The organism is Ferrovibrio terrae (assembly GCF_943372915.1).
GTDB classification, from domain to species: domain Bacteria; phylum Pseudomonadota; class Alphaproteobacteria; order Ferrovibrionales; family Ferrovibrionaceae; genus Ferrovibrio; species Ferrovibrio terrae_A.
Genome location: NZ_CALSAN010000004.1, coordinates 92,164 through 117,821, shown reverse-complemented (window position 1 = coordinate 117,821; position 25,658 = coordinate 92,164). Strand labels below are relative to the sequence as shown.

25 protein-coding genes are annotated in these 25,658 nt (G+C 64.6%); 7 read left to right on the top strand and 18 right to left on the bottom strand.

The window, feature by feature from the left end; genetic code table 11:
- Positions 1–19: 19 nt before the first annotated feature.
- The 6 genes from AAG821_RS04355 to AAG821_RS04330 form a co-directional block, all read right to left on the bottom strand.
- Positions 20–997: a mitochondrial fission ELM1 family protein gene (locus tag AAG821_RS04355; protein ID WP_341910504.1), complete on the bottom strand. Its 978-nt coding sequence runs from the start codon at positions 995–997 to the stop codon at positions 20–22.
- 7 nt (positions 998–1,004) lie between these two features.
- Positions 1,005–1,721, bottom strand: a complete 717-nt coding sequence (locus AAG821_RS04350) for an MBL fold metallo-hydrolase (protein WP_341910506.1) — start codon at positions 1,719–1,721, stop codon at positions 1,005–1,007.
- A 51-nt stretch (positions 1,722–1,772) separates the two neighbouring features.
- Positions 1,773–2,576 carry a TatD family hydrolase gene (locus AAG821_RS04345; RefSeq protein ID WP_341910614.1) on the bottom strand — a complete coding sequence of 268 codons (804 nt, stop codon included), beginning with the start codon at positions 2,574–2,576 and terminating at the stop codon, positions 1,773–1,775.
- Positions 2,577–2,583: 7 nt separating this feature from the next.
- Positions 2,584–4,137 (bottom strand): methionine--tRNA ligase, encoded by a 1,554-nt coding sequence (metG, locus tag AAG821_RS04340; RefSeq protein ID WP_341910508.1) that lies wholly within the window; start codon positions 4,135–4,137, stop codon positions 2,584–2,586.
- 65 nt (positions 4,138–4,202) lie between these two features.
- Positions 4,203–6,023 carry a tetratricopeptide repeat protein gene (locus tag AAG821_RS04335; RefSeq protein ID WP_341910510.1) on the bottom strand — a complete coding sequence of 607 codons (1,821 nt, stop codon included), beginning with the start codon at positions 6,021–6,023 and terminating at the stop codon, positions 4,203–4,205.
- Positions 6,020–6,568 carry a hypothetical protein gene (locus AAG821_RS04330; RefSeq protein WP_341910511.1) on the bottom strand — a complete coding sequence of 183 codons (549 nt, stop codon included), beginning with the start codon at positions 6,566–6,568 and terminating at the stop codon, positions 6,020–6,022. Before AAG821_RS04330 ends, AAG821_RS04335 begins: the two co-directional genes overlap by 4 nt.
- Positions 6,569–6,660: 92 nt before the next feature.
- Between AAG821_RS04330 and AAG821_RS04325 the strand changes: the two genes are divergently transcribed.
- The 6 genes from AAG821_RS04325 to chrA all read left to right on the top strand — a co-directional run bounded on the left by AAG821_RS04325 (position 6,661) and on the right by chrA (position 13,005).
- Positions 6,661–7,668, top strand: coding sequence for an aspartate carbamoyltransferase catalytic subunit (locus AAG821_RS04325; RefSeq protein WP_341910513.1), 1,008 nt, complete (start codon positions 6,661–6,663; stop codon positions 7,666–7,668).
- Entirely contained in the window at positions 7,665–8,984 is a 1,320-nt protein-coding gene (gene pyrC, locus AAG821_RS04320; RefSeq protein WP_341910514.1) for a dihydroorotase, read from the top strand. Before AAG821_RS04325 ends, pyrC begins: the two co-directional genes overlap by 4 nt.
- Before the next feature lie 8 nt (positions 8,985–8,992).
- Positions 8,993–9,637 carry a glycerol-3-phosphate 1-O-acyltransferase PlsY gene (gene plsY, locus AAG821_RS04315; RefSeq protein WP_341910615.1) on the top strand — a complete coding sequence of 215 codons (645 nt, stop codon included), beginning with the start codon at positions 8,993–8,995 and terminating at the stop codon, positions 9,635–9,637.
- Positions 9,612–10,724 (top strand): DNA-processing protein DprA, encoded by a 1,113-nt coding sequence (gene dprA, locus AAG821_RS04310; RefSeq protein ID WP_341910516.1) that lies wholly within the window; start codon positions 9,612–9,614, stop codon positions 10,722–10,724. The genes plsY and dprA overlap by 26 nt, the downstream gene beginning before the upstream one ends.
- A gap of 139 nt (positions 10,725–10,863) precedes the next feature.
- Positions 10,864–11,664 (top strand): chromate resistance protein ChrB domain-containing protein, encoded by an 801-nt coding sequence (locus AAG821_RS04305; RefSeq protein ID WP_341910518.1) that lies wholly within the window; start codon positions 10,864–10,866, stop codon positions 11,662–11,664.
- Between the two features lie 18 nt (positions 11,665–11,682).
- A complete protein-coding gene (chrA, locus tag AAG821_RS04300) occupies positions 11,683–13,005 on the top strand; it encodes a chromate efflux transporter (protein WP_341910520.1) in 1,323 nt (440 codons plus the stop codon).
- A 9-nt stretch (positions 13,006–13,014) separates the two neighbouring features.
- On the opposite strand, the gene AAG821_RS04295 is transcribed toward chrA, so the two are convergent.
- Positions 13,015–14,181, bottom strand: coding sequence for a hypothetical protein (locus AAG821_RS04295; protein ID WP_341910522.1), 1,167 nt, complete (start codon positions 14,179–14,181; stop codon positions 13,015–13,017).
- A gap of 71 nt (positions 14,182–14,252) precedes the next feature.
- The gene (locus AAG821_RS04290; protein WP_341910524.1) at positions 14,253–15,686 is read right to left on the bottom strand and encodes an NAD-dependent succinate-semialdehyde dehydrogenase; all 1,434 of its coding nucleotides are present in this window, start codon (positions 15,684–15,686) and stop codon (positions 14,253–14,255) included.
- A gap of 142 nt (positions 15,687–15,828) precedes the next feature.
- Here AAG821_RS04290 and AAG821_RS04285 point away from each other — a divergent pair, with 142 nt between their 5' ends.
- Complete coding sequence (locus tag AAG821_RS04285) at positions 15,829–16,773, top strand: ATP-binding protein (protein WP_341910525.1); 945 nt, start codon at positions 15,829–15,831, stop codon at positions 16,771–16,773.
- On the opposite strand, the gene AAG821_RS04280 is transcribed toward AAG821_RS04285, so the two are convergent.
- The 10 genes from AAG821_RS04280 to AAG821_RS04235 all read right to left on the bottom strand — a co-directional run bounded on the left by AAG821_RS04280 (position 16,770) and on the right by AAG821_RS04235 (position 25,620).
- Positions 16,770–18,011: a LysM peptidoglycan-binding domain-containing M23 family metallopeptidase gene (locus AAG821_RS04280; protein WP_341910527.1), complete on the bottom strand. Its 1,242-nt coding sequence runs from the start codon at positions 18,009–18,011 to the stop codon at positions 16,770–16,772. The two genes, AAG821_RS04285 and AAG821_RS04280, sit on opposite strands and share 4 nt — an antisense overlap.
- Positions 18,012–18,109: 98 nt before the next feature.
- The gene (locus tag AAG821_RS04275; RefSeq protein WP_341910529.1) at positions 18,110–18,754 is read right to left on the bottom strand and encodes a protein-L-isoaspartate(D-aspartate) O-methyltransferase; all 645 of its coding nucleotides are present in this window, start codon (positions 18,752–18,754) and stop codon (positions 18,110–18,112) included.
- A gap of 4 nt (positions 18,755–18,758) precedes the next feature.
- Positions 18,759–19,514, bottom strand: a complete 756-nt coding sequence (gene surE / locus AAG821_RS04270) for a 5'/3'-nucleotidase SurE (protein ID WP_341910531.1) — start codon at positions 19,512–19,514, stop codon at positions 18,759–18,761.
- Positions 19,514–20,800 (bottom strand): serine--tRNA ligase, encoded by a 1,287-nt coding sequence (gene serS, locus AAG821_RS04265; protein ID WP_341910533.1) that lies wholly within the window; start codon positions 20,798–20,800, stop codon positions 19,514–19,516. The genes surE and serS overlap by 1 nt, the downstream gene beginning before the upstream one ends.
- A gap of 25 nt (positions 20,801–20,825) precedes the next feature.
- Positions 20,826–21,713 carry a twin-arginine translocase subunit TatC gene (gene tatC, locus AAG821_RS04260; protein ID WP_341910535.1) on the bottom strand — a complete coding sequence of 296 codons (888 nt, stop codon included), beginning with the start codon at positions 21,711–21,713 and terminating at the stop codon, positions 20,826–20,828.
- A complete protein-coding gene (gene tatB, locus AAG821_RS04255) occupies positions 21,710–22,135 on the bottom strand; it encodes a Sec-independent protein translocase protein TatB (protein WP_341910537.1) in 426 nt (141 codons plus the stop codon). Before tatB ends, tatC begins: the two co-directional genes overlap by 4 nt.
- Before the next feature lie 61 nt (positions 22,136–22,196).
- Positions 22,197–22,445, bottom strand: a complete 249-nt coding sequence (locus AAG821_RS04250) for a twin-arginine translocase TatA/TatE family subunit (protein WP_341897472.1) — start codon at positions 22,443–22,445, stop codon at positions 22,197–22,199.
- 120 nt (positions 22,446–22,565) lie between these two features.
- Positions 22,566–23,633 carry an ABC transporter ATP-binding protein gene (locus tag AAG821_RS04245; protein WP_341910539.1) on the bottom strand — a complete coding sequence of 356 codons (1,068 nt, stop codon included), beginning with the start codon at positions 23,631–23,633 and terminating at the stop codon, positions 22,566–22,568.
- A complete protein-coding gene (gene scpB / locus AAG821_RS04240) occupies positions 23,626–24,732 on the bottom strand; it encodes an SMC-Scp complex subunit ScpB (RefSeq protein ID WP_341910540.1) in 1,107 nt (368 codons plus the stop codon). Before scpB ends, AAG821_RS04245 begins: the two co-directional genes overlap by 8 nt.
- 6 nt (positions 24,733–24,738) lie before the next feature.
- The gene (locus AAG821_RS04235) at positions 24,739–25,620 is read right to left on the bottom strand and encodes a ScpA family protein (protein WP_341910541.1); all 882 of its coding nucleotides are present in this window, start codon (positions 25,618–25,620) and stop codon (positions 24,739–24,741) included.
- Positions 25,621–25,658 lie beyond the last annotated feature (38 nt).

Sequence of the window (25,658 nt, the reverse complement as noted above, 5' to 3'; positions counted from 1 at the left end):
AACCGTCTCGCTGGTGCGATCAGGCCCAGCCGAAGCGGTCGCGGATATCCCGCGCGATATGGTCCATGTCGTCCAGCCGGGTATTTTCCCACTGCATCAGCCGGCCGTCGAACCACTGGATCAGGCCGCGACGCAGCAGGCTGTCGTAAAACAGCTCAAACCGCCGCGAATGACCGGGTAACCGCGCCACCAGCACCGGTTTACCGGTCGAGCAGGCCTCCGAGATCATCGAGATCGACTCACAGGTCACCACGATGATGTCGGCCAGGCCGAGAAAGCCGAAATACGGGTTCGGCCCCTTCCCGTCCCACAGCACAGCCGGCAGGCTGGCCAGGCCACCGCGCAGGATATTGGTTTCGACCTCGCCGGTGCGGCGCGAGACGGTGGCAAGAATGCCGCAGCCCGAACGCTCGACCATGTTGCGCAGCTGCGCGACGAAATCGCGCATCCAGTCTTCGTCCAGCGTGTAGTTGCGATTGCTGCCGCCGACCAGCACGGCGACGCGCGGCGCCGGAATCTTTGCAAACTCGTCACGGAATGACTGGGCAGCGCTATCGAGTTTGAATTGCGTCACGCGATGCAGCGCCCCATGGGTCAGCAGCACATTGGGGCCGCGCACGCGGTCATGCTCTGGCACCACCAGCAGATCCCAGTTGCGCGGATTGCTGCGCGGATCCTGGGTCAGCACGGTGCGGGTCTTGCCGCCACTCGCCTTCTTGATCGCCAGAGCGGCAAAGGCCGCCTTACGGCCGCTGGCAATCAGCAGGTCCGGCCAGGGCTGGCCCTGCATCGGCGCCAGCGTGTCTGGAGTCAGGGCCGACAGGCTGGCAAAGGTAGGATGCATCGGCAGCCATTTCTGCGGCGCGCGCAGGGCAACCTCGAAACCCTGCGGCAGGGCGAAGCCTTCGGTGGTGTACAGCGCTTCGGCCAGCCCGAGCGCCTGGCTCTGCATGCCGGCGGCACCGCGCTCCCAGATCGCCCAGATGGTTTTCAGCATGGGCGCGTCAGCACTCCAGTACCATGCCGTCATAGGCCGGCTCGACGCCGGGCGGCAGTTCGGATTTCAGCGCGGTGTAATCAAGATCGATATGCAGGTTGGTCAGCACCGCGCGTTCGACGCCGAGCCGGGCAATCCAGCCGAGCGTCTGTGCGACATGGCTGTGGGTCGGATGCGGTTCGTAGCGCAGCGCATCCACCACCCACAGCTTGATGCCATCCAGCACGGCAAAGGCATCGTCGTCGAGACCGACGACATCGTTGGAATAGGCGAAGTCGCCGCAGCGGAAGCCGAGCGAGTGAATGTTGCCGTGCTGCTGGCGGAACGGGATCAGCTCGATCTCGCCGACCCTGAAGGGTCCGTCGATCAGCTTCGGCTCGATGATCGGCGGATAACCGTCGCCCATCTTCTCGAAGCAGTAGGCGAATTTGCGCATCAGCCGTTCATGGGTGAAGGCATCGGCATAGCCCTCTATGCGCTTGCGCGAGATATAGGCCAGCGTGCGTAGATCATCGAGGCCATGAGTCTGGTCGGCATGATCGTGCGTCCAGGCGACAGCCGAAACCCAGTGGAAACCGTTGGCAAGAAACTGGCTGCGCAAATCCGGGCTGGTATCGACCAGCAGGCGGGTTTCGCCTTGCTCGATCACGATGGAACCGCGGCTGCGCCGGTTCTTGGGCTCGCTCGGATCGCAGACACCCCAGTTGCCGTCAATGCGGGGCACGCCCACAGATCCGCCGCAGCCCAGAATGGTGATCCGCATGCGTGCCGACCGTCAGGCCGCGCGACGGTCGCTGACCGCCTCAGCCGGCACCTTGTCGAACAGACGCAGGAAATTCGCTGTCGTGGTCGTGGTGATATCGGCCGTGCTGACATTCTTCAGCTTGGCCAGGAAGGCCGCCGTATGCGCGACAAAGGACGGCTCGTTGCGCTTGCCGCGCATCGGCACCGGGGCCAGATAGGGCGCGTCGGTTTCCACCAGCAGGTTCTGCAGCGGCAGGGCCTGCGCCGACTCCTGAACGCCACGGGCCTTGTTGAAGGTCAGGATGCCGGAAAACGACACCATCATGTCATGCTTCACGGCCAGTTCGGCCAGTGGCTGACCGGACGAGAAACAGTGCAGCAGACCCTTGAACTTGCCCTTCGCCATTTCGGCATCGAGGATCGTCGCGGTGTCCTCGTCGGCATCACGGGTATGGATCACCACCGGCAGGCCGGTCTCGCGCGCGGCCTGGATATGCGCGAGAAAACAGGTCTTCTGCGCCGCGCGGTCGCTATGTTCGTAGAAATAGTCGAGCCCGGTCTCGCCGATGCCGACCACTTTCGGGTGCTGCGCCAGTTCGATCAGTTTCGCTGCGGCAACATCGACGTGGTCGTCCGCCTCATGCGGATGGATGCCGACCGTGCAATAGACATCGGGATAGGTTTCCGCCACCGCCAGCACACGGTCGAACTGATCGAGCCGCGTCGAGATGGTCAGCATCAGTCCGACACCGGCCTGGCGTGCGCGCGCGATGATCGCATCGCGCTCCTCGGCAAAGTCAGGGAAATCCAGATGGCAGTGACTGTCGATCAGCAGCGCCATTTCAGGCACCTTCCTTCGCTTCCACATGGCGCGGGAACACGCCCTGCGGTGTCGGCAGCGGCGTGCCGGCGCGCAGACGGCCGGCCTCGCCCAGATGCGCGAAGCTGCGCGCGGCTTCCGAAACACCAAGCTGGTCCAGCATCTTTGCGGCCGACAGCGGCATGATCGGCTGCGCCAGGATGGCAAGCTGTCGGATCGCCTCCAGCAGGCACCACAGCACGGTCTGCATGCGGGCCGGATCGGTCTTGCGCAGCGTCCAGGGCGCCTCGACGTCGATATACTTGTTGGCGGCATCGACTAGGTCGAACCACTGCTGCAGGGCCGTATGGATCGCCTGCTCATCCAGCGTGGCGCGCAGCTGCTCCACCAGGCTGTCAGCCTGGGCCAGCAGCGCCTCATCGGCTTCGTTCAGCGGGCCTGGCGTCGGCACCGAGGCATTGGTGTTCTTGGCGCAGAAGCTGAGCGTGCGCTGCGCCAGGTTGCCAAAGCCATTCGCCAGCTCGGAATTGATCCGGTTCATGATCGCGGCGCGGCGGAAATCGCCGTCATTGCCGAACGGCACTTCGCGCATCAGGAAATAGCGCGTCTGATCGAGACCGTATTCGGTGATCAGCGCCAGCGGGTCGATCACATTGCCCAGCGACTTGGAAATCTTCTGGCCTTCGTTGGTCCACCAGCCATGGGCGAAGACGCGTTTCGGTACAGCCACATCGGCGGCCATCAGGAAGGCCGGCCAGTAGACAGCATGGAAACGCAGGATGTCCTTGCCGACCATATGCAGATCGGCCGGCCAGTAGCGGGTGTATTTCTCGCCTTCGACATTCGGATAGCCGGCGGCGGTGATGTAGTTGGTCAGCGCATCGAGCCACACATACATGATATGCGCTTCATCGCCGGGCACCTGGATGCCCCATTTGAAGGTGGTGCGCGACACCGACAGGTCTTTCAGCCCGCCCTTCACGAAGCTGATCACCTCGTTGCGGCGGCTGGTCGGCAGGATGAAGCCTGGATTGTCCTCGTAGAATTTCAGCAGCCGGTCGGTCCAGGCCGACAGCTTGAAGAAGTATGATGGCTCCTCGACCCACTCGACCGGCGCGCCCGACGGTGCCAGCTTCTGGCCGTTCGGCCCGTCCTGCAATTCGTCTTCCTGGTAGAAGGCTTCGTCGCGCACCGCATACCAGCCGGCATACTTGCCGAGATAGATATTCCCGGTGGCGACCAGCTTCCGCCACAGCGCCTGCACGGCGGTCACATGGCGCGGTTCGGTGGTGCGGATGAAATCGTCGTTCGAGAAATTCATCGCCTTGGCGAGATCGCGGAAGGTCTGGCTGACCGTGTCGCAGAAAGCCTGCGGATCGGTGCCGGCCACCTCGGCGGATTTCTCCACCTTCTGGCCGTGCTCATCGGTGCCGGTCAGGAACATGACGTCAAAGCCATCCAGCCGCTTGAAGCGTGCCAGCACATCGCAGGCGAGCGAAGTGTAGGCATGCCCGATATGCGGCTTGTCGTTGACGTAATAGATCGGCGTGGTGACGTAATAGCTTTTGCGGGTCATCGGCTTAAACTAGGGTCAAGGCGCCGGCAGTGCCAGCGGCGGGCCTTTTGCTAACACCAGCAGGGCTATTTTGCCAGCAATTCGAGCCCTTTGGCGACCGCCTGCAGCTGGGTTTCCGCCCCCTGCCCCTGACCGCGGCGGAAAATCCGCATGCCGGGATACCAGGGCGTGCCCTCGCCATCGGCCATCAGATAGAAAAACAGGCTGCGGCCGGTCGGCGGCGCCAGCACCCAGACGGGCCTGCCGAGTGCGCCGGCCAGATGGGCCGTGACATTGGACACCGTCAGCGTGAGGTCGAGGGCGGCGATCTGGTCGGCCAGTGCGGCCAGATCATTCTGCGTGTCGATGGCCGGATCATGGATATAGCGCTCGCCGAACAGCGCCCGCAGTTCGTCATGCTCCTGTTCGGTTGCACCATATTGCAGGCAGACGAAGCGCAGGCCCGGGATTGCCGCCAGTGCTGCAAGGTCGGCCGGCCGCAGCGATTTCGCGGCACCGAGCATCGGGTTGGCGCTGCGCCAGGACAACCCGATCAGGCGGTCTGCCGTACCCTGTCGGTACTGCGCAGCCAAGGCAGCGGCCCGTTCGGCATCAGCCAGCAGGACCGGCCTGCCGGGCGGTGCGCTGACGGCCAGATCGCCCAGCGGACGATGCCCGTCGAATGACTGCTGCAGCAGCGCGGGATCGGCATGGGTGCCTTCGGCGGCGAAGTCGATGCCGGTGAAGCTGCGCTTCAGCAGCGGGATCAGGCGCGGATCGGTTTCCAGCGTTACCCTTGCACCGGCAGCCACCAGCGCCGGCAGGAATTGCAGCAGCAGCAGCCGGTCGCCCAGGCCCTGTTCGCCCCAGATCAGCAGGCGTTTGCCGGCCACCTCATTCTCGGTCCAGGCCGGCCAGGGCCAGGCGCGCTGTGGCAGCGGCGTCACCGCCTTGCGCCAGCGCCAGGCATAGGCCGCCCAGCCATTGGCAAAATCACCGGCAGCCAGCGCGGCGAGCGCATAATTCCACTGCGTTTCAGGATCGTTGGAAAAGCGCTTCAGGGCTTCGCGATAGGTCGACAATGCTGTGTCGATCTGGCCCAGGCTGTGCTGTGCCATGGCCAGTCCGGCATAGGCCTGGGCATGACCGCGTGTCAGGTCCAGCGCCTGTTCCAGCAACGGCAGCGCTTCAGATGCGCGTCCGCTCTCGCGCAGCGATGCAGCCATGTTGATCAGGGCGGCGGCATATTTCGGGCGCAGTTTCAATGCCTGCTCGAAATGCGGCAGGGCGGCGGCATGGTCGTCGCCGGCCGCCAGCAGGCTGCCCAGATTGTTGTGGCATTCGGGCGCCTGCGGGGCGATTTCAACCGCACGCCGCGCAGCCTGTTGCGCCCCGGCCAGATCCCCCAGGGCCTGCAGACAGGTGGCAAGCTGCAGCCAGGCACTGGCATGCCCCGGAGTCCCCGCCAGCAAGGTACGGTAACCATCGGCCGCCGCCACCCAGGCACCGGCCAGACGCTGGGTTTCAGCCCAGATGAACAGCACATCGGCATCCTTCGGTGCCAGCTGGCGGGCCCTTTCCGCCGCCTCGCGCGCCGTCCCATTGGCCCCCAGCGCCAGCAGTGCCTCGGTGTAACTCAGCCACAAGGCTGACTGCGTCATCGCGCGGTCCAGCGCATGGCGCAGCAACGGCACGGCCTCGCCTGCACGGCCGCTGTGCACCAGCAGGCGGCCCAGCAGGTTATAGGCATCGAGGGTATCGGGAGCCGCCTGGAGTACGGAGCGGTATTTAAACTCTGCCCGGGCCAGATCGCCGCGGCGGTGCGCTTCCAGCCCGGCCTGCAGCTGCTGCAGTACAGCCTGGGTCGGAACCTCGGGTGTCACATCCGATGATGGCGGCGCATTCATGTCTCGAAACGGAAATCGGGAACGTCGATACAGCGTTCGAGCAGTCGCTTGATCCGCTGCATCACTTCTTCGCACAGCGATCCCATGGCCTCGGGCACCAGTTGTGCAGGCACTTCAGGCAGGGTCTCGCTGGAAAACTGAACCAGCACATCCTGTTGCATCAGGAATACGGCCTGCGCGAAGAAATTTATCATGTCGCGCTTTTCCAGCCCGATCAGATAGGCGCCCATCGCCTTGAGCAACGCATGAAAAGCGCGCACCTTCACGGCCGTCACTTCATGCAGGATGGGCTCGCGCGTCACCGGTGGCAGGTTGTCCAGCTTGCTTTCGATTACATCGCAGAATGACAGAAACTCCTGCACCCGGCGGAAGCCGTCGGCATAGTCCGAAAATGGCAGGATGGTGGCCAGGGTGTACATGCGGGCGGTGACCCCCTGTACTTCCGCCGCGCGACCGTTCAGAACCTGCAGCAGACGAACGGCCTGGCTCGCGGCACTGTCAGCACCGGCGATATCGACCTGATTCTGGCTATAGTCCTGCATCATCGAATCCAGCTAAGCAGGGATTGGTTAATGATTTCGTTGCAGCCGTCCCGTTCGTTGCCCAGCGCCAAGCTTTTATGTATGGTGATTCTTTAATGTCTGTCAGTCGCGCCACTCCCGCCGAAACAGCCGGCCTCCGGCCGCTGCCCCCCTTTCCTCATCGCCATCTTCTTGGAATTGAAGGGCTTTCCGCCCAGGATATCCAGATTCTGCTGGATCATTCCGACCGCTATGTCGATCTGAACCGGGCGGTGGAGAAGAAGCAGAGCAGCCTGCGCGGCCGCACCATCATCAACCTGTTTTTCGAGAATTCGACCCGCACCCGCACCAGTTTCGAGTTGGCCGGCAAGCGACTCGGCGGCGATGTCATCAACATGTCGGTCGCCACCTCCTCGGTGAAGAAGGGCGAGACCCTGATCGACACCGCCATCACCCTGAATGCCATGCACCCCGATCTGCTCGTCGTGCGCCACCAGGATTCCGGCGCGGTCGCCCTGCTGGCCCAGAAAGTCGGCTGCGGCGTCATCAATGGCGGCGACGGCAGCCACGAGCACCCGACCCAGGCGCTGCTCGATGCGCTCACCATCCGCCGCCGCAAGGGCCGGCTGGAAGGCCTGTCAGTGGCAATCTGCGGCGACATCCTGCACAGCCGCGTGGCGCGTTCGAATATCCACCTGCTCAACACCATGGGGGCCCGCGTGCGCCTGATCGCGCCGCCCACCCTGATGCCGGCCTATGCCGAGCGGCTGGGTGTCGAGGTCTTCCATGACATGCGCAAGGGGCTGACCGACGTCGACATCGTGATGATGCTGCGTCTGCAGATGGAGCGTTTCCACGGTTCCTTCGTGCCCTCCACGCGCGAGTATTTCCACTTCTATGGCCTGGATTACGAAAAACTCGCCTTCGCCAAGCCCGATGCGCTGATCATGCATCCCGGTCCGATGAACCGCGGCATCGAGATCGACACCGAAGTGGCCGACGACATTCACCGCAGCGTCATTCACGAACAGGTCGAGATGGGCGTTGCCGTGCGCATGGCCTGCCTCGAACTGCTGGCCCAGCATCTGCCGAACTGGCGCCACAGCACACCGGCCGGAGTATGAGTACCAGCACCATGGCCCGTCGCCGCAAGCTCTACACCAATGCCCGCCTGCTCGACCCCGCCTCCGGGCTGGATGTCAAAGGCGCCCTGCTGACCGAAGGCGACAAGATCGTCGATCTCGGACCCAAACTCGCCAGCGGCAATTTCGCCGGCGACACCGAACAGATCGACTGCCAGGGCCACTGCCTGTCGCCCGGCCTGATCGACATGCATGTGTGGCTGCGCGAGCCGGGTGCCGAACATCAGGAAACCATCGCCACCGGTGCTCGCGCCGCGGCAGCCGGCGGCATCACCACCATGGTGGCGATGCCCAACACCGAACCGACCATCGACGAAGTGGCATTGGTCGAATTCGTTGCCCGCCGCGCCTCCGATACTGCCGTGGTGCGCATCCTGCCGGCTGCCGCTGTCACCAAGGGCACCAAGGGCGAAGAACTGACCGAGCTCGGCCTGCTGGCTCAGGCCGGCGCCGTCGCCTTCACCGAGGGTGACAAGCCGATTTACTCGCCGCGCCTGATGCGCCGTGCGCTGTCTTATGCGACCACCTTCGACCTGCTGCTGATGCAGCATTGCGAGGAACCGTCGCTGGCCAAGGGCGGCGTGATGAACGAGGGCGAGGTTGCCGCCCGCCTTGGCCTTGCCGGCATTCCGGCCATGGCCGAGGTGATCCTGCTGGAGCGCGATGTGCGCCTGCTGGAAGCCACCAATGGTCGCCTGCACGCCTCGCATCTCTCGACCGAGGATTCATTGGATGTGGTGCGTCGCGCCAAGCAGCGCGGCCTGCGCCTGACCGCCGGTGCCGCGCCGCATAACTTCTCGCTCAATGAATTCGATGTCGGTGACTATCGCACCTTCGCCAAGGTGAAGCCGCCGCTGCGCGTCGAGACCGACCGCAAAGCCGTGGTCGATGCCATCGCCGATGGCACCATCGACGTGATCTCCTCGGCCCATGCGCCGCAGGACCCGGAAAGCAAGCGGCTGCCCTTCGCGCAGGCCGAATTCGGCATCATCGGCCTGGAAACCCTGCTGCCGCTGACGCTGGAGCTGTATCACAACGGCTCGGTGCCGCTGCTGCGCCTGCTCGCCTGCCTGACCTGCAACCCGGCCAGGCTGCTCAAGCTCGACAGCGGCCGCCTGGCGCCCGGCGCGCCGGCCGATCTGCTGATCTTCGATGTCGACACGCCCTGGCGCGTCGATGAAAAGAAATTCCGCTCCAAGGCCAAGAACTCGCCCTATGACGGCCGTCGCGTGCAGGGCCATGCCCTGCGCACCGTGGTCGGCGGCGAGACCGTCTTCCAGCGCAAGCGCGAAAGCTGAGTATCATGATGATGGAAGCCGTCTCCTGGACTGCGCCCGTGCCGCATTACGTTGCCGCCATCGTGCTCGGCTATGGGCTGGGCGCGATTCCGTTTGGCCTGGTGCTGACCCGTCTCAGCGGCCTTGGCGATATCCGCAGCATCGGCTCGGGCAATATCGGCGCCACCAATGTGCTGCGCACCGGCCGCAAGGATCTGGCCGCTGCTACGCTGTTGCTGGATGGCGGCAAGGGCACGGCAGCGGCCCTGCTCGGTGCCTACTATGGCCCCGACGTGATGCTGGTGGCGGCCTTTGCCGCCTTCATCGGCCACCTGTTTCCGGTCTGGCTTAAATTCAAGGGTGGCAAGGGCGTCGCCACATTCCTCGGAGTGCTGCTGGGCGTTGCCTGGCCGGTCGGCGTATTCGCCATCCTGTGCTGGCTGACAGTCGCTTTCACGCTGCGCTACTCCTCGCTCTCGGCACTGGTTGCGGCGGCACTCTCGCCGGTTGTCGCCTGGTTCATGATCGGTCCTGACGTGGCCGGCCTCGCGGCGCTGATGGCCGTGCTGGTCTACATTCGGCATCACGAGAATATCGCCCGCCTGCTCAAGGGCACCGAACCCAAGATCGGCAAGAAGAAACCCGAGGATGGCGCACAACCCCCGCCTGCCTGAACAGGACAAGCGTGACTGGCTGCGGCTGATCCGCAGTACCCATCTCGGACCGATCACCTTCCATCACATACTCCGGTATTACGGCAGCGCCGCTGCGGCCATCGCGCAGCTGCCGGAGATGGCCAAACGCGGCGGCGCCAAACGCAAGATCGAGCTGGCCGATGAGAAAACCATCGCCGCCGAACTCAAGGCACTGAAGGCCTGTGGTGCATCGCTGCTGGCCTGGGGCGAACCGGGCTATCCGCTCGGCCTGATGCAGCTGGACGACGCGCCGCCGCTGCTGGCGGTGAAGGGCGATCCGGCAGCCGTCACCGCCCTGCCCGGTATCGCCATTGTCGGCGCCCGCAATGCCTCTGCCATTGGTCAGCGCTTCACCCGCGACATTGCCGCTGCGCTGACGCAACGCGGCTTCGCCATCCTCTCCGGTCTTGCACGCGGCATCGACAAGGCCGCCCATGAAGGTGCGCTCGCGGCAGACGGCCAGACGGCCGCCTTCATCGGCACCGGCATCGATATCAGCTTCCCGCCCGAGAATGCCAAACTGCAGGACGCGGTCGCCGAACGCGGCGCGGTGTTTGCCGAGATGCCGGCCGGCACGCCGCCGCTGGCGCAGAATTTTCCACGCCGCAACCGCCTGATCTCCGGTGCATCGCTGGGTGTGCTGGTGGTTGAGGCGGCGCTGAAATCCGGCTCGCTGATCACCGCGCGCATGGCCGCCGAACAGGGCCGCGAGGTGATGGCCGTCCCCGGCTCGCCGCTCGATCCGCGCTGCCGCGGCAGCAATGGCCTGATACGCGACGGCGCCGCCCTGATCGAAACCGTCGACGACATCCTCGCCATCCTGGCACCGCAGCAGCCGCGCCAGGCGGCACCGGCCGTGGTTCCGAAACCGGAACCGGCAGGCGATGGCGACCTGACCCGCGCCCATGCCGAGATCGGGCGCCTGCTGTCGCCGACACCGGTGCTGGTGGACGAGCTGGTGCGCAGCAGTGGTCTGCCTTCGGCGATGGTGAACATGGTGCTGACCGAGAAGGAACTGGCTGGCCGCGTACAGCGCCATCCCGGCGGCAAGGTTTCGGCGGCCTGAAAATTCCCCTTGCCATCAGGCCCGGCCGGCGATAAGTCTCCGGTCACGGGGGCAACGCGGTCTCCCCGGTTCAGATACGCCCGTATCCAAGCGCCGCTACTGATTTTCACGCCCTGACTCCGCGTGATGAGGTAGCAAAATGGATACCACCCTTCCCGGCATCACTATTCCTGACCTGGCTCGCGACATCGCGGCCGGCCGTTTTCCCATGCTGCTCGATCTGCGGCGCGAGGAACGCTATGCCGAAGCCACCACCACCATCCGCGGCGCGCGGCGCCGGCGACCGGATCAACTGGCGCAATGGGCCGCCGCCCTGCCGCGCGATGCCCAGATCGTCGTTGCCTGCGTGCATGGCCATGAGGTGAGTCAGGGTGCGGCAGCGGAGTTGCAACGCCGCGGCTTCCGCGCGCGCTACCTCGTCGATGGCATCGAAGGCTGGCAGAGCGCCGGCGGACCGATGCAGGCCAAACCACCGGCGGAGCCCGGCCGCTGGATCACCCGCGAACGGCCGAAGATCGACCGTATCGCCTGTCCCTGGCTGGTGCGCCGCTTCATCGATGCCGATGCGCGCTTTCTCTATGTGCCGTCGGATCAGGTCTTTGCCCGCGCCGAAGACTGGCAGGCGACGCCCTACGATATCCCCGGCGCGGCCTACAGTCATGACGGCGATCTGTGCAGCTTCGATACCTTTATCGCCAGGCATGAGCTCGGCGGCGACCCGGCGCTGGCACAACTGGCGCTGATCGTACGTGCCGCCGATACCGGCAAGCCTGAGCTGGCACCGCAGGCACCCGGCCTGCTCGCCATCTCGCTCGGCCTGTCGGTGATGTTACAGGACGATGACGTGATGCTGGAGCATGGCATGCTGATCTATGACGCGCTCTATGCCTGGTGTGCCAGTGCCACCGCCGAACGGCATGGCTGGCCGCCGGCCGCCTGAATCGGGTAAATAAGACTCATGGATACGACACTACAGACTCCGCCGCCCTCGTTCGGCGAGGCCTTCCGCACCTGGGCGAAGATCGGCCTGCTCAGTTTCGGCGGCCCGGCCGGGCAGATCGCCATGATGCACCGCATCGTGGTGGATGAGAAAAAATGGGTCAGCGAGCCGCAGTTCCTGCATGCGCTGAATTTCTGCATGCTGCTGCCCGGACCGGAAGCGCAGCAAACCGCGGTGTATATCGGCTGGCTGCTGCATCGCTGGAAAGGCGGCCTCGCCGCCGGCCTGCTGTTCATCCTGCCCGGCCTCGCCGTCATTCTGGCGCTCAGCACCATCTATGTGCTGTGGCGCGAGGTGCCGGTGATCAGCGGCGTGTTCTTCGGCCTGCAGGCCGCCGTGCTGGCGATTGTGTTCGAGGCGATGCAGCGCATTGCCAGGCGCGCGATCAAGACCCGCTTCCTGCTGGGCCTGAGTGCGGCTGCCTTCATCGGGCTGTTCATCCTGCAGATTCCCTTCCCGCTGGTCGTGCTGGGCGCCGGCCTGATCGGCTGGCGCATTGGCCAGGCACGACCCGACTGGATTGCGGCACAGGTCAAGCACGATGCCGATGTGCTGCCCAGCGTGGCGCCCAGCTGGCAGCGCAACATCGGCATTCTCGCCCTCTTCGCGCTGCTCTGGGCCGGACCGGTGCTGTACAGCTTCACCGCCTTCGGTCCCGATCATGTCTTCAGCCAGATCGGCATCTTCTTCAGCAAGATGGCGGTGGTCACCTTCGGTGGCGCCTATGCGGTGCTCGCCTATGTCGGCCAGCAGGCGGTAGAGATCTATGGCTGGCTCGGACCCGACGAGATGCTGCATGGCCTCGGCCTCGCCGAAACCACGCCCGGCCCGCTGATCCTGGTGCTCACCTTCGTCGGCTATATCGCCGGCTTCCGCTTCGGCGGCCTCGACCCGCTGCTCGGCGGGATGCTCGGCGGCCTGCTCGCCACCTGGGTCACCTTCGTGCCCTGTTTCCTGTGGATCTTCCTCTGCGCGCCCTATGTGGAACGCATCCGCCATGTGCAGGCCTTCAGCCACGCGCTGGCGGCGATCACCGCGGCCGTGGTCGGCGTGATTCTCAACCTCGCGGTCTGGTTCAGCCTGCACACGCTGTTCCGCGACATGCAGCAAATCTCCTTCGCCGGCCTCAGCTGGGATCTGCCGGTGCTCGCCAGCCTCGATCCCTGGATGGCGGCGCTATCGGCCGCAGCCCTGATCGCGGTGTTCCGCTTTCATCTCGGTCTCGGCTGGCTGCTGGGCGGCGCGGCGATTGCCGGCGTGGGGCTGCGGTTGCTGTCCTGAAACGGTGCGTTACCGGGATGCCCGAAGGACTATGGTTGTCGTCGCCCCATGGTTGGTGACGAGATCCAGAAGGCCTTTGTTTTTAGGGTAACACTGTGCTGCGAGCAGGCGTGCATCTGGGCTGAATTCAAGAGAACCAGTGATGCCGTCGCAAGACCATGTGATGGTCTGGATGCGTTGCCAAGTTGAAGCATCCCAGATCGCCACTTTCACGCTTCTGATTTCTGGCAGGACCGCTGCCAGCCAGTTGCCATCAGGGCTGAAGCTGAGAGGCCTCGCGCCGCTGAATATACCGTCTAAGACCCTGGTGCGCTGACCGCTCTGTGCGTCGTAGAGGTGGACGGATTCTCCTGTGGGCGTAAGCGGGGCGTTGCCGCTCACCATGGGGAAGCCACCGCTGCTTACGGCCAACAGGCGTCCGTCGTGACTTAGAGCGGCGGCATTCACGTATCTTGGTATGTCGGGTTTGATGCGCTGGACAACGTCACCATCAGATAGGCGATAAATCTTGCTTTCCTGCGGATTGAGAGGGCCGCTCCGTTCTTTCCGCCATGGGTAATGGAATGTTGCCATGGCGCTGCAGTCCGCACTGAATGCAATCAAATGTGGCCGTGGCCAGGTCGGCAGTTCGATTGCAGCTTTGCTCCAATCCGTCTTATTAAAGAGGGAAATTGGGACATCATAGAAACGACTATCCTCATACGTTGCCGCCACCAGATCGCAAGCTGGATACGAAGACAGACTTGAAGCTCGTCCGAACAGATAAGGATTCAGCTTCGTCGTTGGGCTTGGCACGAAAGTCAGCGTTTTGTGCGACTGCAGGTCGATAATACCAAAGGCGCTGTCGTTGTGATGTGCGGGCACGAACGCATGAACCGTGGCTAAAGACTTCCCATCACCAGAAAAGACGATGTCGGGCGCGACGATAAGATTAACAATCGGGACTTCCCGGGGCGAAGCCCATTTCCCGTTTTCCCAAATGCGCACATTTTCGGGATTGGCAGTCGCGAGCAGGCGGCTGTCCGGACTCCAGGCCATCTTGCTGGAGTATTGATGGCTCAGCTTTGCCTCGAGCCGAAACGGACCGAATCCGACATCGATTTCATCGCCGTGTGCAATGCCCGGGCATGCCAGCGACAGCGCCATGATCAGGGCAATGGAGGGAATGCGCTTCATTCAGCTATGCACCATAGCAGCATAAAAAAGGGGGCCGAAGCCCCCTTTTCCATCTCGGTATCGCGCAGGTCTTACAGGCCGACCTGGGTAATGAACTTGGTGTTCAGGTAGGATTCGATGGCTTCCGAACCGCCTTCCGAACCGTAACCCGAATCCTTGATGCCGCCGAACGGCACTTCCGGCAGCGCCAGGCCATGGTGGTTGATCGACACCATGCCGCTCTCGAAGGCCGCACCGATGGCAGCAGCGGTCTTGGCCGACTTGGTATAGGCATAGGCCGCCAGGCCAAACGGCAGACGGTTGGCCTCTTCCACCACCGCATCGAAATTCGAGAACGGGATGATCGGCGCCAGCGGGCCGAACGGCTCCTCGTTCATGATGCGCATGTCATTGTTGATGCCGGTCAGCACGGTGGGCTCGAAGAAGTTGCCCTTGTTGCCGATCCGCTTGCCGCCGGTCTCGACCTTGGCGCCCTTCGACACGGCATCGGCGACGAACATTTCCATCGCCTGCACGCGGCGGTCATTCGCCAGCGGGCCCATGCGGGTGTCCTTGTCGAGACCGTCGCCGACCTTCAGCGACTTGGCGAAGTCGGTGAAGCCCTGCACGAACTGGCCATAGACCTTCTCATGCACCAGGAAGCGGGTCGGCGACACGCAGACCTGGCCGGCATTGCGGAACTTGTTGGCCGACAGCACCTTGATCGCGGTGTCGACATCGGCGTCCTCGAATACGATTGCCGGCGCATGGCCACCGAGTTCCATGGTGATGCGCTTCATATGCTGGCCGGCCAGCATAGCGAGATGCTTGCCCACCGGGGTCGAGCCGGTGAAGGTGATCTTGCGGATCACCGGATGCGGGATCAGGTATTCCGAGATTTCAGACGGAATGCCGTAGACCAGCTGGATCACGCCGGCCGGCACGCCGGCATCGACATAGGCCTGAACCAGAGCGGCGCAGGCGGCCGGAGTCTCTTCCGGGCCCTTCAGGATGATCGAGCAGCCGGCGGCAATCGCCGCGGAGCATTTGCGCACAGCCTGGTTGATCGGGAAATTCCACGGCGTGAAGGCGGCAACCGGGCCGACCGGCTCCTTGACCACCAGCTGGTACACGCCCTCGGCGCGGGCCGGCACGATGCGGCCATAGGTGCGGCGGGCTTCTTCGGCGAACCAGTCCATGATGTCGCCGGCGAGCATGGTTTCGCCCTTGGCTTCAATGAAGGGCTTGCCCTGCTCCATCGACATGATCTTGCCGATCTCGTCCGAGCGGCTGCGGATGATATCGGCGGCCTTGCGCAGCACCTTGTAGCGATCGAAGGGCGAAACCTTCTTCCAGGCCTTGAAGCCCTTGTCGGCAGCGGCCAGCGCGCGATCCAGATCGGCCTTCTCGGCATGGGCGACCTTGCCGATTTCCTCGCCGGTGGCCGGGTTCAGCACGGGGATGGACTTGCCACCAGCGCCCTTGGTCCAGGCATTGTCGATAAAGAGCTGTACTTCGGGATACATGCAGTCCTCCTCAGTCGGGGCGAGCGGTCGTTTTTCGGGGCCGGATTATGGCGCAAACGCACAGGCCCCGCTACCGGTTGCGCCCTGCCTTTGGCATCCCCAGAATGGGTGCCTGTTCCACTCGTATCGTACCGTGACAAGCATGCCGAAGAAGCCTGTGAAACCTGCCGCCCGCCCCAAGGCAAAACCCGCTGCAAAGCCTGCTGCAAAGGCTGCAGCTAACCTTGACGAAACCACCCTGCTGCGTATCGCGGCGGCACTGGAGCGGCTCGCCCCGCCGCAGGCGCCCACTTTCGACGACGCGGCCGCCGACGCGTTCATCTGGCATGCCGAGCCCGCACCGGGCTGGCTGGCGCCGGTGCCCAGCATCAACGCCGTGCCGATCCGCCTGCTGCAGGGCGTGGAGCGCGTGCGCGACATCCTGCTGGATAACACCCAGCGTTTCGCCAAGGGCCTGCCGGCCAACAACGCGCTGCTCTGGGGCGCGCGCGGCATGGGCAAGTCCTCGCTGGTCAAGGCCGTGCATGGCGCCATCAATGCCAAGAAGCCGCATGCCCTGGCACTGGTCGAAATCCACCGCGAGGACATCCCCAGCCTGCCGGCGCTGCTGGGCATCCTGCGCGAGTCAAAGCGCCGCTATGTGCTGTTCTGCGATGACCTCTCCTTCGATGCCGAAGACCAGCATTACAAGTCGCTGAAGGCGGTGCTCGATGGCGGCATCGAAGGCCGGCCGGACAATGTGATTCTTTACGCGACCTCAAATCGCCGCCACCTGCTGCCGCGCGACATGATGGAGAATGAGAAGTCGACCGCGATCAACCCGCATGAAGCGGTGGAAGAGAAAGTGTCGCTGTCAGACCGCTTCGGCCTCTGGCTCGGTTTCCATTCCTGCAGTCAGGAAGACTTTTTCGCGATGCTGGATGGTTACTGCGCCGCCTATGGCCTGAAGATCGACCAGAAACAGCTGCGCGCCGAAGCGGTGGAATGGTCGATGACGCGCGGTGCGCGCTCGGGCCGCGTTGCCTGGCAGTTCATCCAGGATCTCGCCGGCCGTCTCGGCCAGCCGATCAGGACGCTGAAACCTTAAGCAACCGACAGGAACTTGGCCGGATCGACCGCCTGGGTGCCGCGGCGGATTTCGAAGTGCAGTTGCGGCTGGTTGACACCGCCGGTGCTTCCCACGGTGCCGATGGCCTGGCCCTTGGTCACCTTCTGGCCTTTTTTCACCAGCGCCTTGTCGAGATGCGCATAGGCCGTCATCCAGCCATCGGCATGGCGCACCAGCAGCAGGTTGCCAAAGCCCTTCAGCTCGCTGCCGGCATACACCACCACGCCATTCTCGGCGGCGATCACCGGCGCGCCGGCCCGCGCGGCGATGTTGATGCCGTCATTATGCAGGCCATCCGGCGTCGGGCCGAAACCGGCCAGCACGCGGCCACGCACCGGCCATGAGAAGGTGCGGCCCGCGCGCGGCGGCAGCACGGTATCCTGTTTCGGATCGGCGGTCGGTGCCGGCGCAGAGGCCACGGCCTGCTCGCTCTCGGCCTGCGGCGTCGCGGTGCCGCGCGCGGGTACAGTGGTTTCGGGCACCGGTGCAGGCTGTTGCGGGATCGCCGGCAGGCCGGCGCTGTTGGTGTCGTCTTGCGCCGGTTGGGGCTGTACGCCCGGCGACACCGGCAGGGTATCGACCTGATAGCCGCGCGGTGCCGGCGGCTGCGGCGCACTCGGGTTGTCCGGCACCGGCGCCGAGGCAACCGCATAACCGGTCGGCGACGGAATCTTCAGCTGCTGGCCGATGCTGATGCTGTAAGGCGGCTGCAGGTCGTTGGCCTGCGCCAGGCTGTACACATCCACGCCGGTGCTGCGCGAAATGCTGTACAGGGTTTCGCTGCGTTGCACCGTATGGAAGCGGCCCTGCGGCAGGCGCAGGCGCTGGCCCGCCTGCAGCGTATAGGGTGGCTGCAGGTTGTTGTCTTCGATGATCGAACGCACCGGACGATTGTGGCGCCGCGACAGCGCATAGATCGTGTCGCCCGCCTGCACCGTGATGATCTCGCTGCCGGCCGGCACCTGGCTTTGCGCCTGAACCGGTGCGGCCTGCATGACAGGCTGCGCCGCCTGTCCCGGCGGTGGAGACAGCGGCGCCATCTGCACGCCGCCCTGCGGTGCGGCCAGTGGCGCGGCGCTCACATGGGATGGCGCGCGCGTTGTCCGGGCTGGCGGTGTGCCGGGTGTAACCTGCGGAATGTCGCCGCGATGGCCAAAGGTCACCGGCGCCGGCGCCTGTTCGCCACAGGCGGCGACCAGTCCGGTCAGGAGCAGCATGGCCGATACACGAATCCGAAGCATGGTGGCGGAGTCTAAGGCCCTTCCCGGTTCCCGACAACGGAGGCCGCGAGGCCCCCGGTAGGCCCCAAATAGGCTCAGGCGGTGGCTTCCCGGGCGATTCCGGGCAGCAGCGGCACGAAACGCACCGGCAGCAGGCGTTCCTCGCGCACGGCCTCGCCATCGCGGGTATAGCGGATCACATCCTGTTCGGTGGCATTCACCGCCACCGGCGCCACCATGATGCCGCCATTGGGCGACAGCTGGGCGATCAGGGCATCTGGCCGGGTATCGGCCGCCGCCGTCACCAGGATGCGGTCGAACGGCGCCTGCTCAGGCCAGCCCTTGTTGCCATCGCCCAGCTTGGTGACGACATTGGTGATCTTCAGGTCATGCAGCCGCTTTTCCGCCGTGGTCAGCAGCGAGCGGTAGCGTTCGATGGTGTAGACCCGGCGGCACAGCCTGGCCAGCACGGCGGTCTGGTAGCCCGAGCCGGTGCCGATCTCCAGCACCTTCATGCGGTCGCCCAGCTGCAACGCTTCGGTCATATAGGCGACCACGTAAGGCTGGCTAATGGTCTGCCCCTGGGTGATCGGCAGGGCAATATTGTCATAGGCATGCTTGAGGAACTGCTCGGCGACGAACTGCTCGCGCGGCACCCGTTCCAGGGCGGCCAGCACACGCGTATCGCTGATGCCCTGCTTGCGCAGCTCCATCAGCAGCTGGATGACGCGGGTGTCCATGGCCTCAAGCAAGCGCGGCCTTCAGCGCCTTCAGGCCTGCCCGGTGTGTGAGGTCGAGTTGCAACGGTGTCACCGAAATGGCGCCATTCTCGGTGGCTCCCAGATCGGTGTGGCGCTTCGACTTGTTCTTCTGGCGGCGGAAACCGATCCAGTAATACGGCACGTTGCGGGCATCGACGCGGGCATCCAGCAGCAGGTCGGTCAGCTCGCGCTTGCCCTGGGTCACGACCTCGATGCCGGTGACGGATTCCGACACCACATCGGGGAAGTTCACATTGATCAGGGTGTCTTTCGACCAGCCGACCTTAAGCAGCTTCTTGATCACTTTTGCCGCGTGATCCTCGGCGGTTTTCCACTTGACCGGATGGCCGTGCTGGAAGCACTGGCTGAGCGCGATCGAGGGCACGCCCAGCAGCGAGCCTTCCATGGCCACCGCAACCGTGCCGGAATAAGTCACGTCCTCGCCCAGGTTGGCGCCTCGGTTGATGCCGGACAGCAGCAAGTCGGGCCGCTTGTCCTTGAAGATCTCATGCATCGCCATCATCACGCAGTCGGTCGGCGTGCCGCGCACGGCATATTTGCGCGCGTTGATCTTGCGCAGCCGCAGCGGCTGGGTCAGGGTCAGCGAATGCGAGGCGCCGGACTGCTCGTATTCGGGCGCCACCACCCACACATCCTTCGACAGCGACTTGGCGATCTTTTCCAGGATCTTGAGGCCCGGGGCATGGATGCCGTCGTCATTGGACACCAGGATACGCATCACTTGGCCGCCTTTTCGATCCGGGTCAGCCCGCCGGTATAGGGCTTGAGCACATCCGGCACGCTGATGCTGCCGTCTTCGTTCTGATAGTTCTCCATCACCGCGATCAGCGCGCGGCCGACCGCGAGGCCAGAGCCGTTCAGCGTGTGCACGAAGCGGGTCTGCTTCTCGCCGGGCGCGCGGCAGCGCGCATTCATGCGCCGCGCCTGCCAGTCACCGCAGTTCGAGCAGGAGGAAATCTCGCGATACTGGTCCTGGCCCGGCAGCCAGACTTCCAGATCATAGGTCTTGCGCGCTGCGCCGCCCATGTCGCCGGCACAGAGCAGCATGGTGCGGAACGGCAGGTCGAGCTTTTTCAGCACGGTTTCTGCCGCCTCGGTCATGCGTTCGTGTTCCTCCACCGACTTCTCCGGCACCACGATGCTGACCAGCTCCACCTTGTTGAACTGGTGCTGGCGGATCATGCCGCGGGTGTCGCGGCCGGCGGCGCCGGCCTCGGAGCGGAAGCAGGCGGTCAGCGCTGTAAAGCGCCAGGGCAGCTCGCTCTCGTCGATGATCAGGTCGCGCGCCAGATTGGTCAGCGGCACTTCCGCCGTCGGGATCAGCCAGTAGCCGGTGGTGGTGCGGAACAGGTCATCGCCGAATTTCGGCAGCTGGCCGGTGCCGAAGGCGGTGGCATCGTTCACCAGCATCGGCGGCTGCATCTCGGTATAGCCGAATTGGGTGGTGTGCAGATCCAGCATGAACTGCCCGAGTGCGCGCTCCAGCCTTGCAAGCTGGCTTTTCACCACGGTGAAGCGCGCGCCGGCCAGCTTCACGCCATTGGCGAAATCCATGTAGCCGAGCGCCTCGCCGAGGTCGAAATGCTCCTTCGGCTTGAAAGCGTAATTCTTCGGCGCGCCAGTCCGGCGCAGCTCGACATTGCTTTTCTCGTCGGCGCCGTCCGGCACGTCGTCGGCCGGCAGGTTCGGAATGCGCGACAGCGCGTCGGTCAGCGCCTCTTCATGGGCCTTCTGCTCGACATCGAGCAGGCTCAGGCGCTCCTTCAGCGCGGCAACCTCGGCCATCAGCTCATTGGCGCGCGCCTCGTCCTTCCTGGCCTTGGCGCCGCCGATTTCCTTCGACAGCGTGTTGCGCTTGCCCTGCAGCTCGTCGAATTCGGTCTGGGCCGAGCGGCGCTTGCGGTCGAGTTCGATCAGCGTGGCTGACAGCGGTGCCACGCCACGGCGCGCCACCGCGCGGTCGAAAGCCTCCGGATTGTCCCGGATCAGTTTGATGTCATGCATGACGCACTACCTTCAGGGGCCGCCTTCACGGCGCGGGGGGTGTGACCGGCTCTGGCTTTGCCGATTCTTGCTCTGCCGACTCTGCCTTGTCCTTGGCCTCTTCGGCGGCCTTTTCGGCGGCCTCGCGTTTCGCGCGGTCCTTCTCGATCCACTTCACCATCCAGATCGAGATTTCGTAGAGCAGGATCAGCGGCACGGCGAGGCCGACCTGGCTGATCACATCGGGCGGCGTCACGATGGCCGAGAAGACGAACATGCCGACGATGGCATAGCGGCGCTTGGAGGCCAGCCCGGCCGAGGTGGCGATGCCGACCTTGCCCAGCAGGGTGAGCAGCACCGGCAGCTCAAAGGCAATGCCGAAGGCGAAGATCAGCGTCATCACCAGCGAGAGATATTCGCTGACCTTGGTTTCCAGCTGGATCGGGATACTGCCGTCGCCGCCGGGGCTTTCAAAGCCGATGAAGAATTTCAGCGCCACCGGCATGATGAAGTAATAGACGAAGCTGCCGCCGATCGCGAACAGCACCGGGGTGGCGACGAGAAACGGCATGAACGCGCTTTTCTCGTGCTTGTAGAGGCCGGGCGCCACGAAAATCCACACCTGCGCGGCGATCACCGGGAAGCTGACCAGCATGGCCGCCCAGAAGGCGAGCCGGATATAGGTGAAGAAGGCTTCCTGCGGCGCCGTGAAGATCATGCGGCGGCCTTCGGTGCCGGCCGCCTCGATCAGCGGATGCATCAGCAGCGAATAGATCTGCGGCGCGAAGAAATAGCAGACGGCAAAAGCGATGAAGACGGCGCCGACAGCCCACATCAGGCGGTTGCGCAGCTCGATCAGGTGATCGAGCAGCGGCATGCGGGAGGCCTCGACTTCGTCTTCCGGCTTCTTGGGGTCCGCCTGGGCTTCGCTCACGTCTTGGTCTCGGTCTTCTCGGCGGCCGGCGCGTCGGCCACAACCGGTGCCGGTTCGGCCTCGGCGGGGCCCGGATCGGCGATCTTGGTGGTGCCCTCACCCTTCAGATCAGAGGTGGCATCCATGATCGCCTGGTTATGCTCGGCAAACTGCTTTTCCAGCGAGCCGTCCGGATCGAAGGTCTTTTTCACTTCGCTCTCGATCGAGAAATCGCTCACCTGCTTGGCGGCCTTGCGCAGCTCGTCCAGCTCGGTCTCGCGCACCATGTCGTCGATGCCGCTCTGGAACTCGCGCGCCATGGCACGCGCCTTCGAGGTCCATTGCCCGACGGTGCGCAGCACCTTGGGCAGGTCCTTCGGCCCGATGACGACCAGCGCCACCACCGCGATTACTCCGAGTTCCGACCAGGCAATGTCGAACATCGCCGCCTATGCCATCCGTGCTGCTGTGGACCGGCCGTGCATTACGGCCGGCGCTCCAGGATCAATGCTGAGCAGTCTTGTCGGCCGGGGCGCCCGTGGCGGCACCACCGGTCGGCTGGCTCTGCTGGTTGATCACCGGCGGCGGTTCGGCGGACTTATCCTTGTCCTTGTCTTCTTCCGACATGCCCTTGCGGAAATTCTTGATCCCCGAGGCAAGATCACCGGCAACCTTCGGCAGCTTGCCGGCGCCAAAGATGATCAGGATCACCAGCAGGACGATCAGCCAATGCCAGAAACTGAAGCTACCCATACCCTTATCTCCTTCAAGTCAGGGCCCAAGGGGCCCCGGCTACCGTAGCGCCGCACTATGGCAGAGTTCGTGCGCCCGAGGCAATCTTCCGCCCACCAACTTCTCTGCGAGCAACCGCCGCTAAGCGGCTGGAAAAACGAAGCAGAAATCCGGATTCAGGCCGAAATGCAGCACCGCACCGCTGGGCGGCAGCGGCCCGGCCGGCAGGCGGGCGGCAAAGCGCTGCCCGGCGGCGCTGACCTCGAGCCGGCGATAGGCGCCCAGTGCCATGGCGCGCTCCACCGTGAAGGCGGTGGCGCCCTGCCCCGGCGCGCGTTCCTGCAGGGCCTCGGGCCGGAACATCAGCAGCGCCGCGCCGTCTGAAAGCCGCGCCGGTGCCGGCAGCCGGCCGAACGGCGTGTCGACGCTGCCACCGGCCACTTTCACCGGCAGTTCATTGGTCTCGCTCAGAAAGCGGGCCACAAACGGCGTTGCGGGTGCGACATAGACCTGTGCCGGGGTGTCGATCTGCTCGATCCGGCCGGCCTGCATGATGGCGATACGGTCGCTCATCCGCATGGCCTCTTCCGGATCATGCGTCACAAGCAGGGTGGCGGTGCCGGCCAGCTTCAGCACATCCACGGTCTCGTCGCGGATCTGGTCGCGCAGCCGGCTGTCGAGACTGGAGAATGGCTCGTCCAGCAGCATGACGCGCGGTTCGGGCGCCATGGCACGCGCCAATGCGACGCGCTGCTGCTCGCCGCCCGACAGCTGGTGCGGATAGGCCTGCAGCAGGCGGGGCAGGCCAAGCCGCCCGGCCCAGAGAGTGATACGGGCCTCGCGCTCGGCCGCCGAAACGGCGCCCAGGCCGAAGGCGATATTCTGCGACACGCTGATATGCGGAAACAGCGCATGATCCTGGAACACCATGCCGACATGGCGGCGCTCCGTGGGGATGTTGACGCGACCGCCGGCGACCACTGCGCCGCCGATCTTCACCTCGCCGCTCTGCAGGTCTTCCAGACCCGCCGCCAGCCGCAGCGTGGTCGACTTGCCGCAGCCCGATGGTCCGAGCAGGCCGAGGATTTCGCCCGGCGCAACCTGGAATGAAATATTGTCGACGGCGCGACGGCGGCCATAATCATGGCTCACCGCAATCAGGTCGAGGCCGGCGCCCTGCTTCTGCATGCCTGCAGGGCGGTCACGCATCGTCAGACGGCGACTTTTCCTGGGCAGCCTTCTTGTCGTCGGCCTCTTCGTCGACCAGCGGCTCGAGATACTCGCGGCCATCATCGTCATCGTCCAGCGGGTCTTCGCCCGCCTCGTCCAGCGACTCACCCGGCATCGGGATGCCACCGGAAGCCGGCAGGGCTTCCAGCAGGCCCGAGGCGCGCAGTTCCTCGATGCCCGGCAGGGCATCCACGCTTTCGAGGCCGAAATGCACCAGGAATTCGTCGGTGGTGCCATAGGTGACCGGGCGACCCGGCACGCGACGGCGGCCACGCACCTTCACCCAGTCGATTTCCATCAGCAGGTCGAGCGTACCCTTGCTTAGAGACACGCCGCGGATGTCTTCGATCTCGGCGCGGGTGCAGGGCTGGTGATAGGCGATGATCGACAGCGTTTCGATCGCGGCGCGCGACAGCTTGCGCTGCACCTGGCGATGCTCTTCCAGCATATGCTGCAGGTCGGGCGCGGTCATGAACGACCAGCGGCCGGCAACCTTCTTCAGGGTCACGCCGCGGCTGCGGTAGATGTCTTCCAGCGCGGCCAGCACCGCCGGCACGCGGGTGCCGCGCGGCAGACGCTTGCGCAGGGTCGCCTCGTCCAGCGGCTCGGCCGCGGCAAACAGCAGCGCCTCGGCCATGCGGATGGCGGCATGGAAGGCGGCTTCCTTCTCGGCATCGCTGAGGCCGGCATCGGCAGCGGCGGCCTCGTCCTCGGCCTGTTCTTCTTCCGACTTGGGCGCCTTGGCGCGGGACTTTTTGGCGGGGGCCGGAGCGGTCTCTAGCGCTTCCTCCTCGTCCTCGTCCTCGTCCTCATCGTCGTCGTCATCGTCGTCATCGGACTCGTCATCATCCTCATCGGAGTCATCGTCGTCCGAGTCATCGTCATCATCGTCATCATCGTCGTCATCGGAATCATCATCGTCATCCGAGTCATCATCGTCGTCATCCTCGTCGCGACGCTTCGGCGCAGCGCCAGCGGCAAGCGTATCCTCGTCCGCCTCGTCTTCGGCGGCGGCGGCGATCTTGATTTCTTCGTCCAGCCCGTCTTCGTTGGCTGGCAGCGCGTCGTTGGACTGCATCACGTCTTACTCTTCCGGATTGACAGCCGCCGCAGGCATATTGCCCTGGCCGCGGCGGATATAAATGGGACCGAAGGTCTGCATCTGCTTCAGCTCGATCAGGCCCTGCTTGGCCATTTCGAGACTGGCATTGAAGGTGGAAGCCAGCGCCGATTTCACCGTGAACGGATCTTCGGAATCGACCGGCAGGAAGGACTGCAGGGTCGCCCAGTCGGGGATCTGGCCAATCATGTTGCGCAGGCGGGTCAGCGCCTCTTCCACCGACACGATGCGGCGGCGGGCCATCTTCATGGTCAGCACTTCCGACGAGCCCTTGGAGGCGCGGAATTCGGCATAGGCCTTCAGCAGCTCGTATAGCGTGCTGTTGTAGACCGACTTGCGGATGACGCGGACGCCCTCGGGCTGGCCGCGCAGGAACATGGCCAGGCCCACCTGGTCGCGGTTCATCAGCTGCTCGCCGACCCGGCGCATGGCTTCCAGCTTCTGCAGCTGCAGGGCCAGACGGGCCGCCATGTCGGCGCCCGACGGCTCGCCTTCCTTCTCGGGCTCGGGGATCAGCAGGCGCGACTTCAGGTAGGCCAGCCAGGCCGCCATCACCAGGTAGTCGGCGGCGACCTCGATGCGAACCTTGCGCAACTCGGCGATGAAAACGAGATACTGTTCGGCCAGGGCGAGGATTGAGATCTTGCGCAGGTCGACCTTCTGCTCGCGGGCCAGCAGCAGCAGGACGTCGAGCGGGCCCTCGAAGGCATCGAGGCTGAGAACGAACTGTTCGCCGATGCGGACACCGGCCTCGTCCAGGCCGTCGCGATGGGCGGCCTCAAACGGCTCGCCACCCGGAACGACGGGTTCCGGCGCGGATGCGGGGGTTTCGGCGGCTTCGGTCAATGCCTTAAAATCCTTGCCATAAACCTTTGAATACCAAA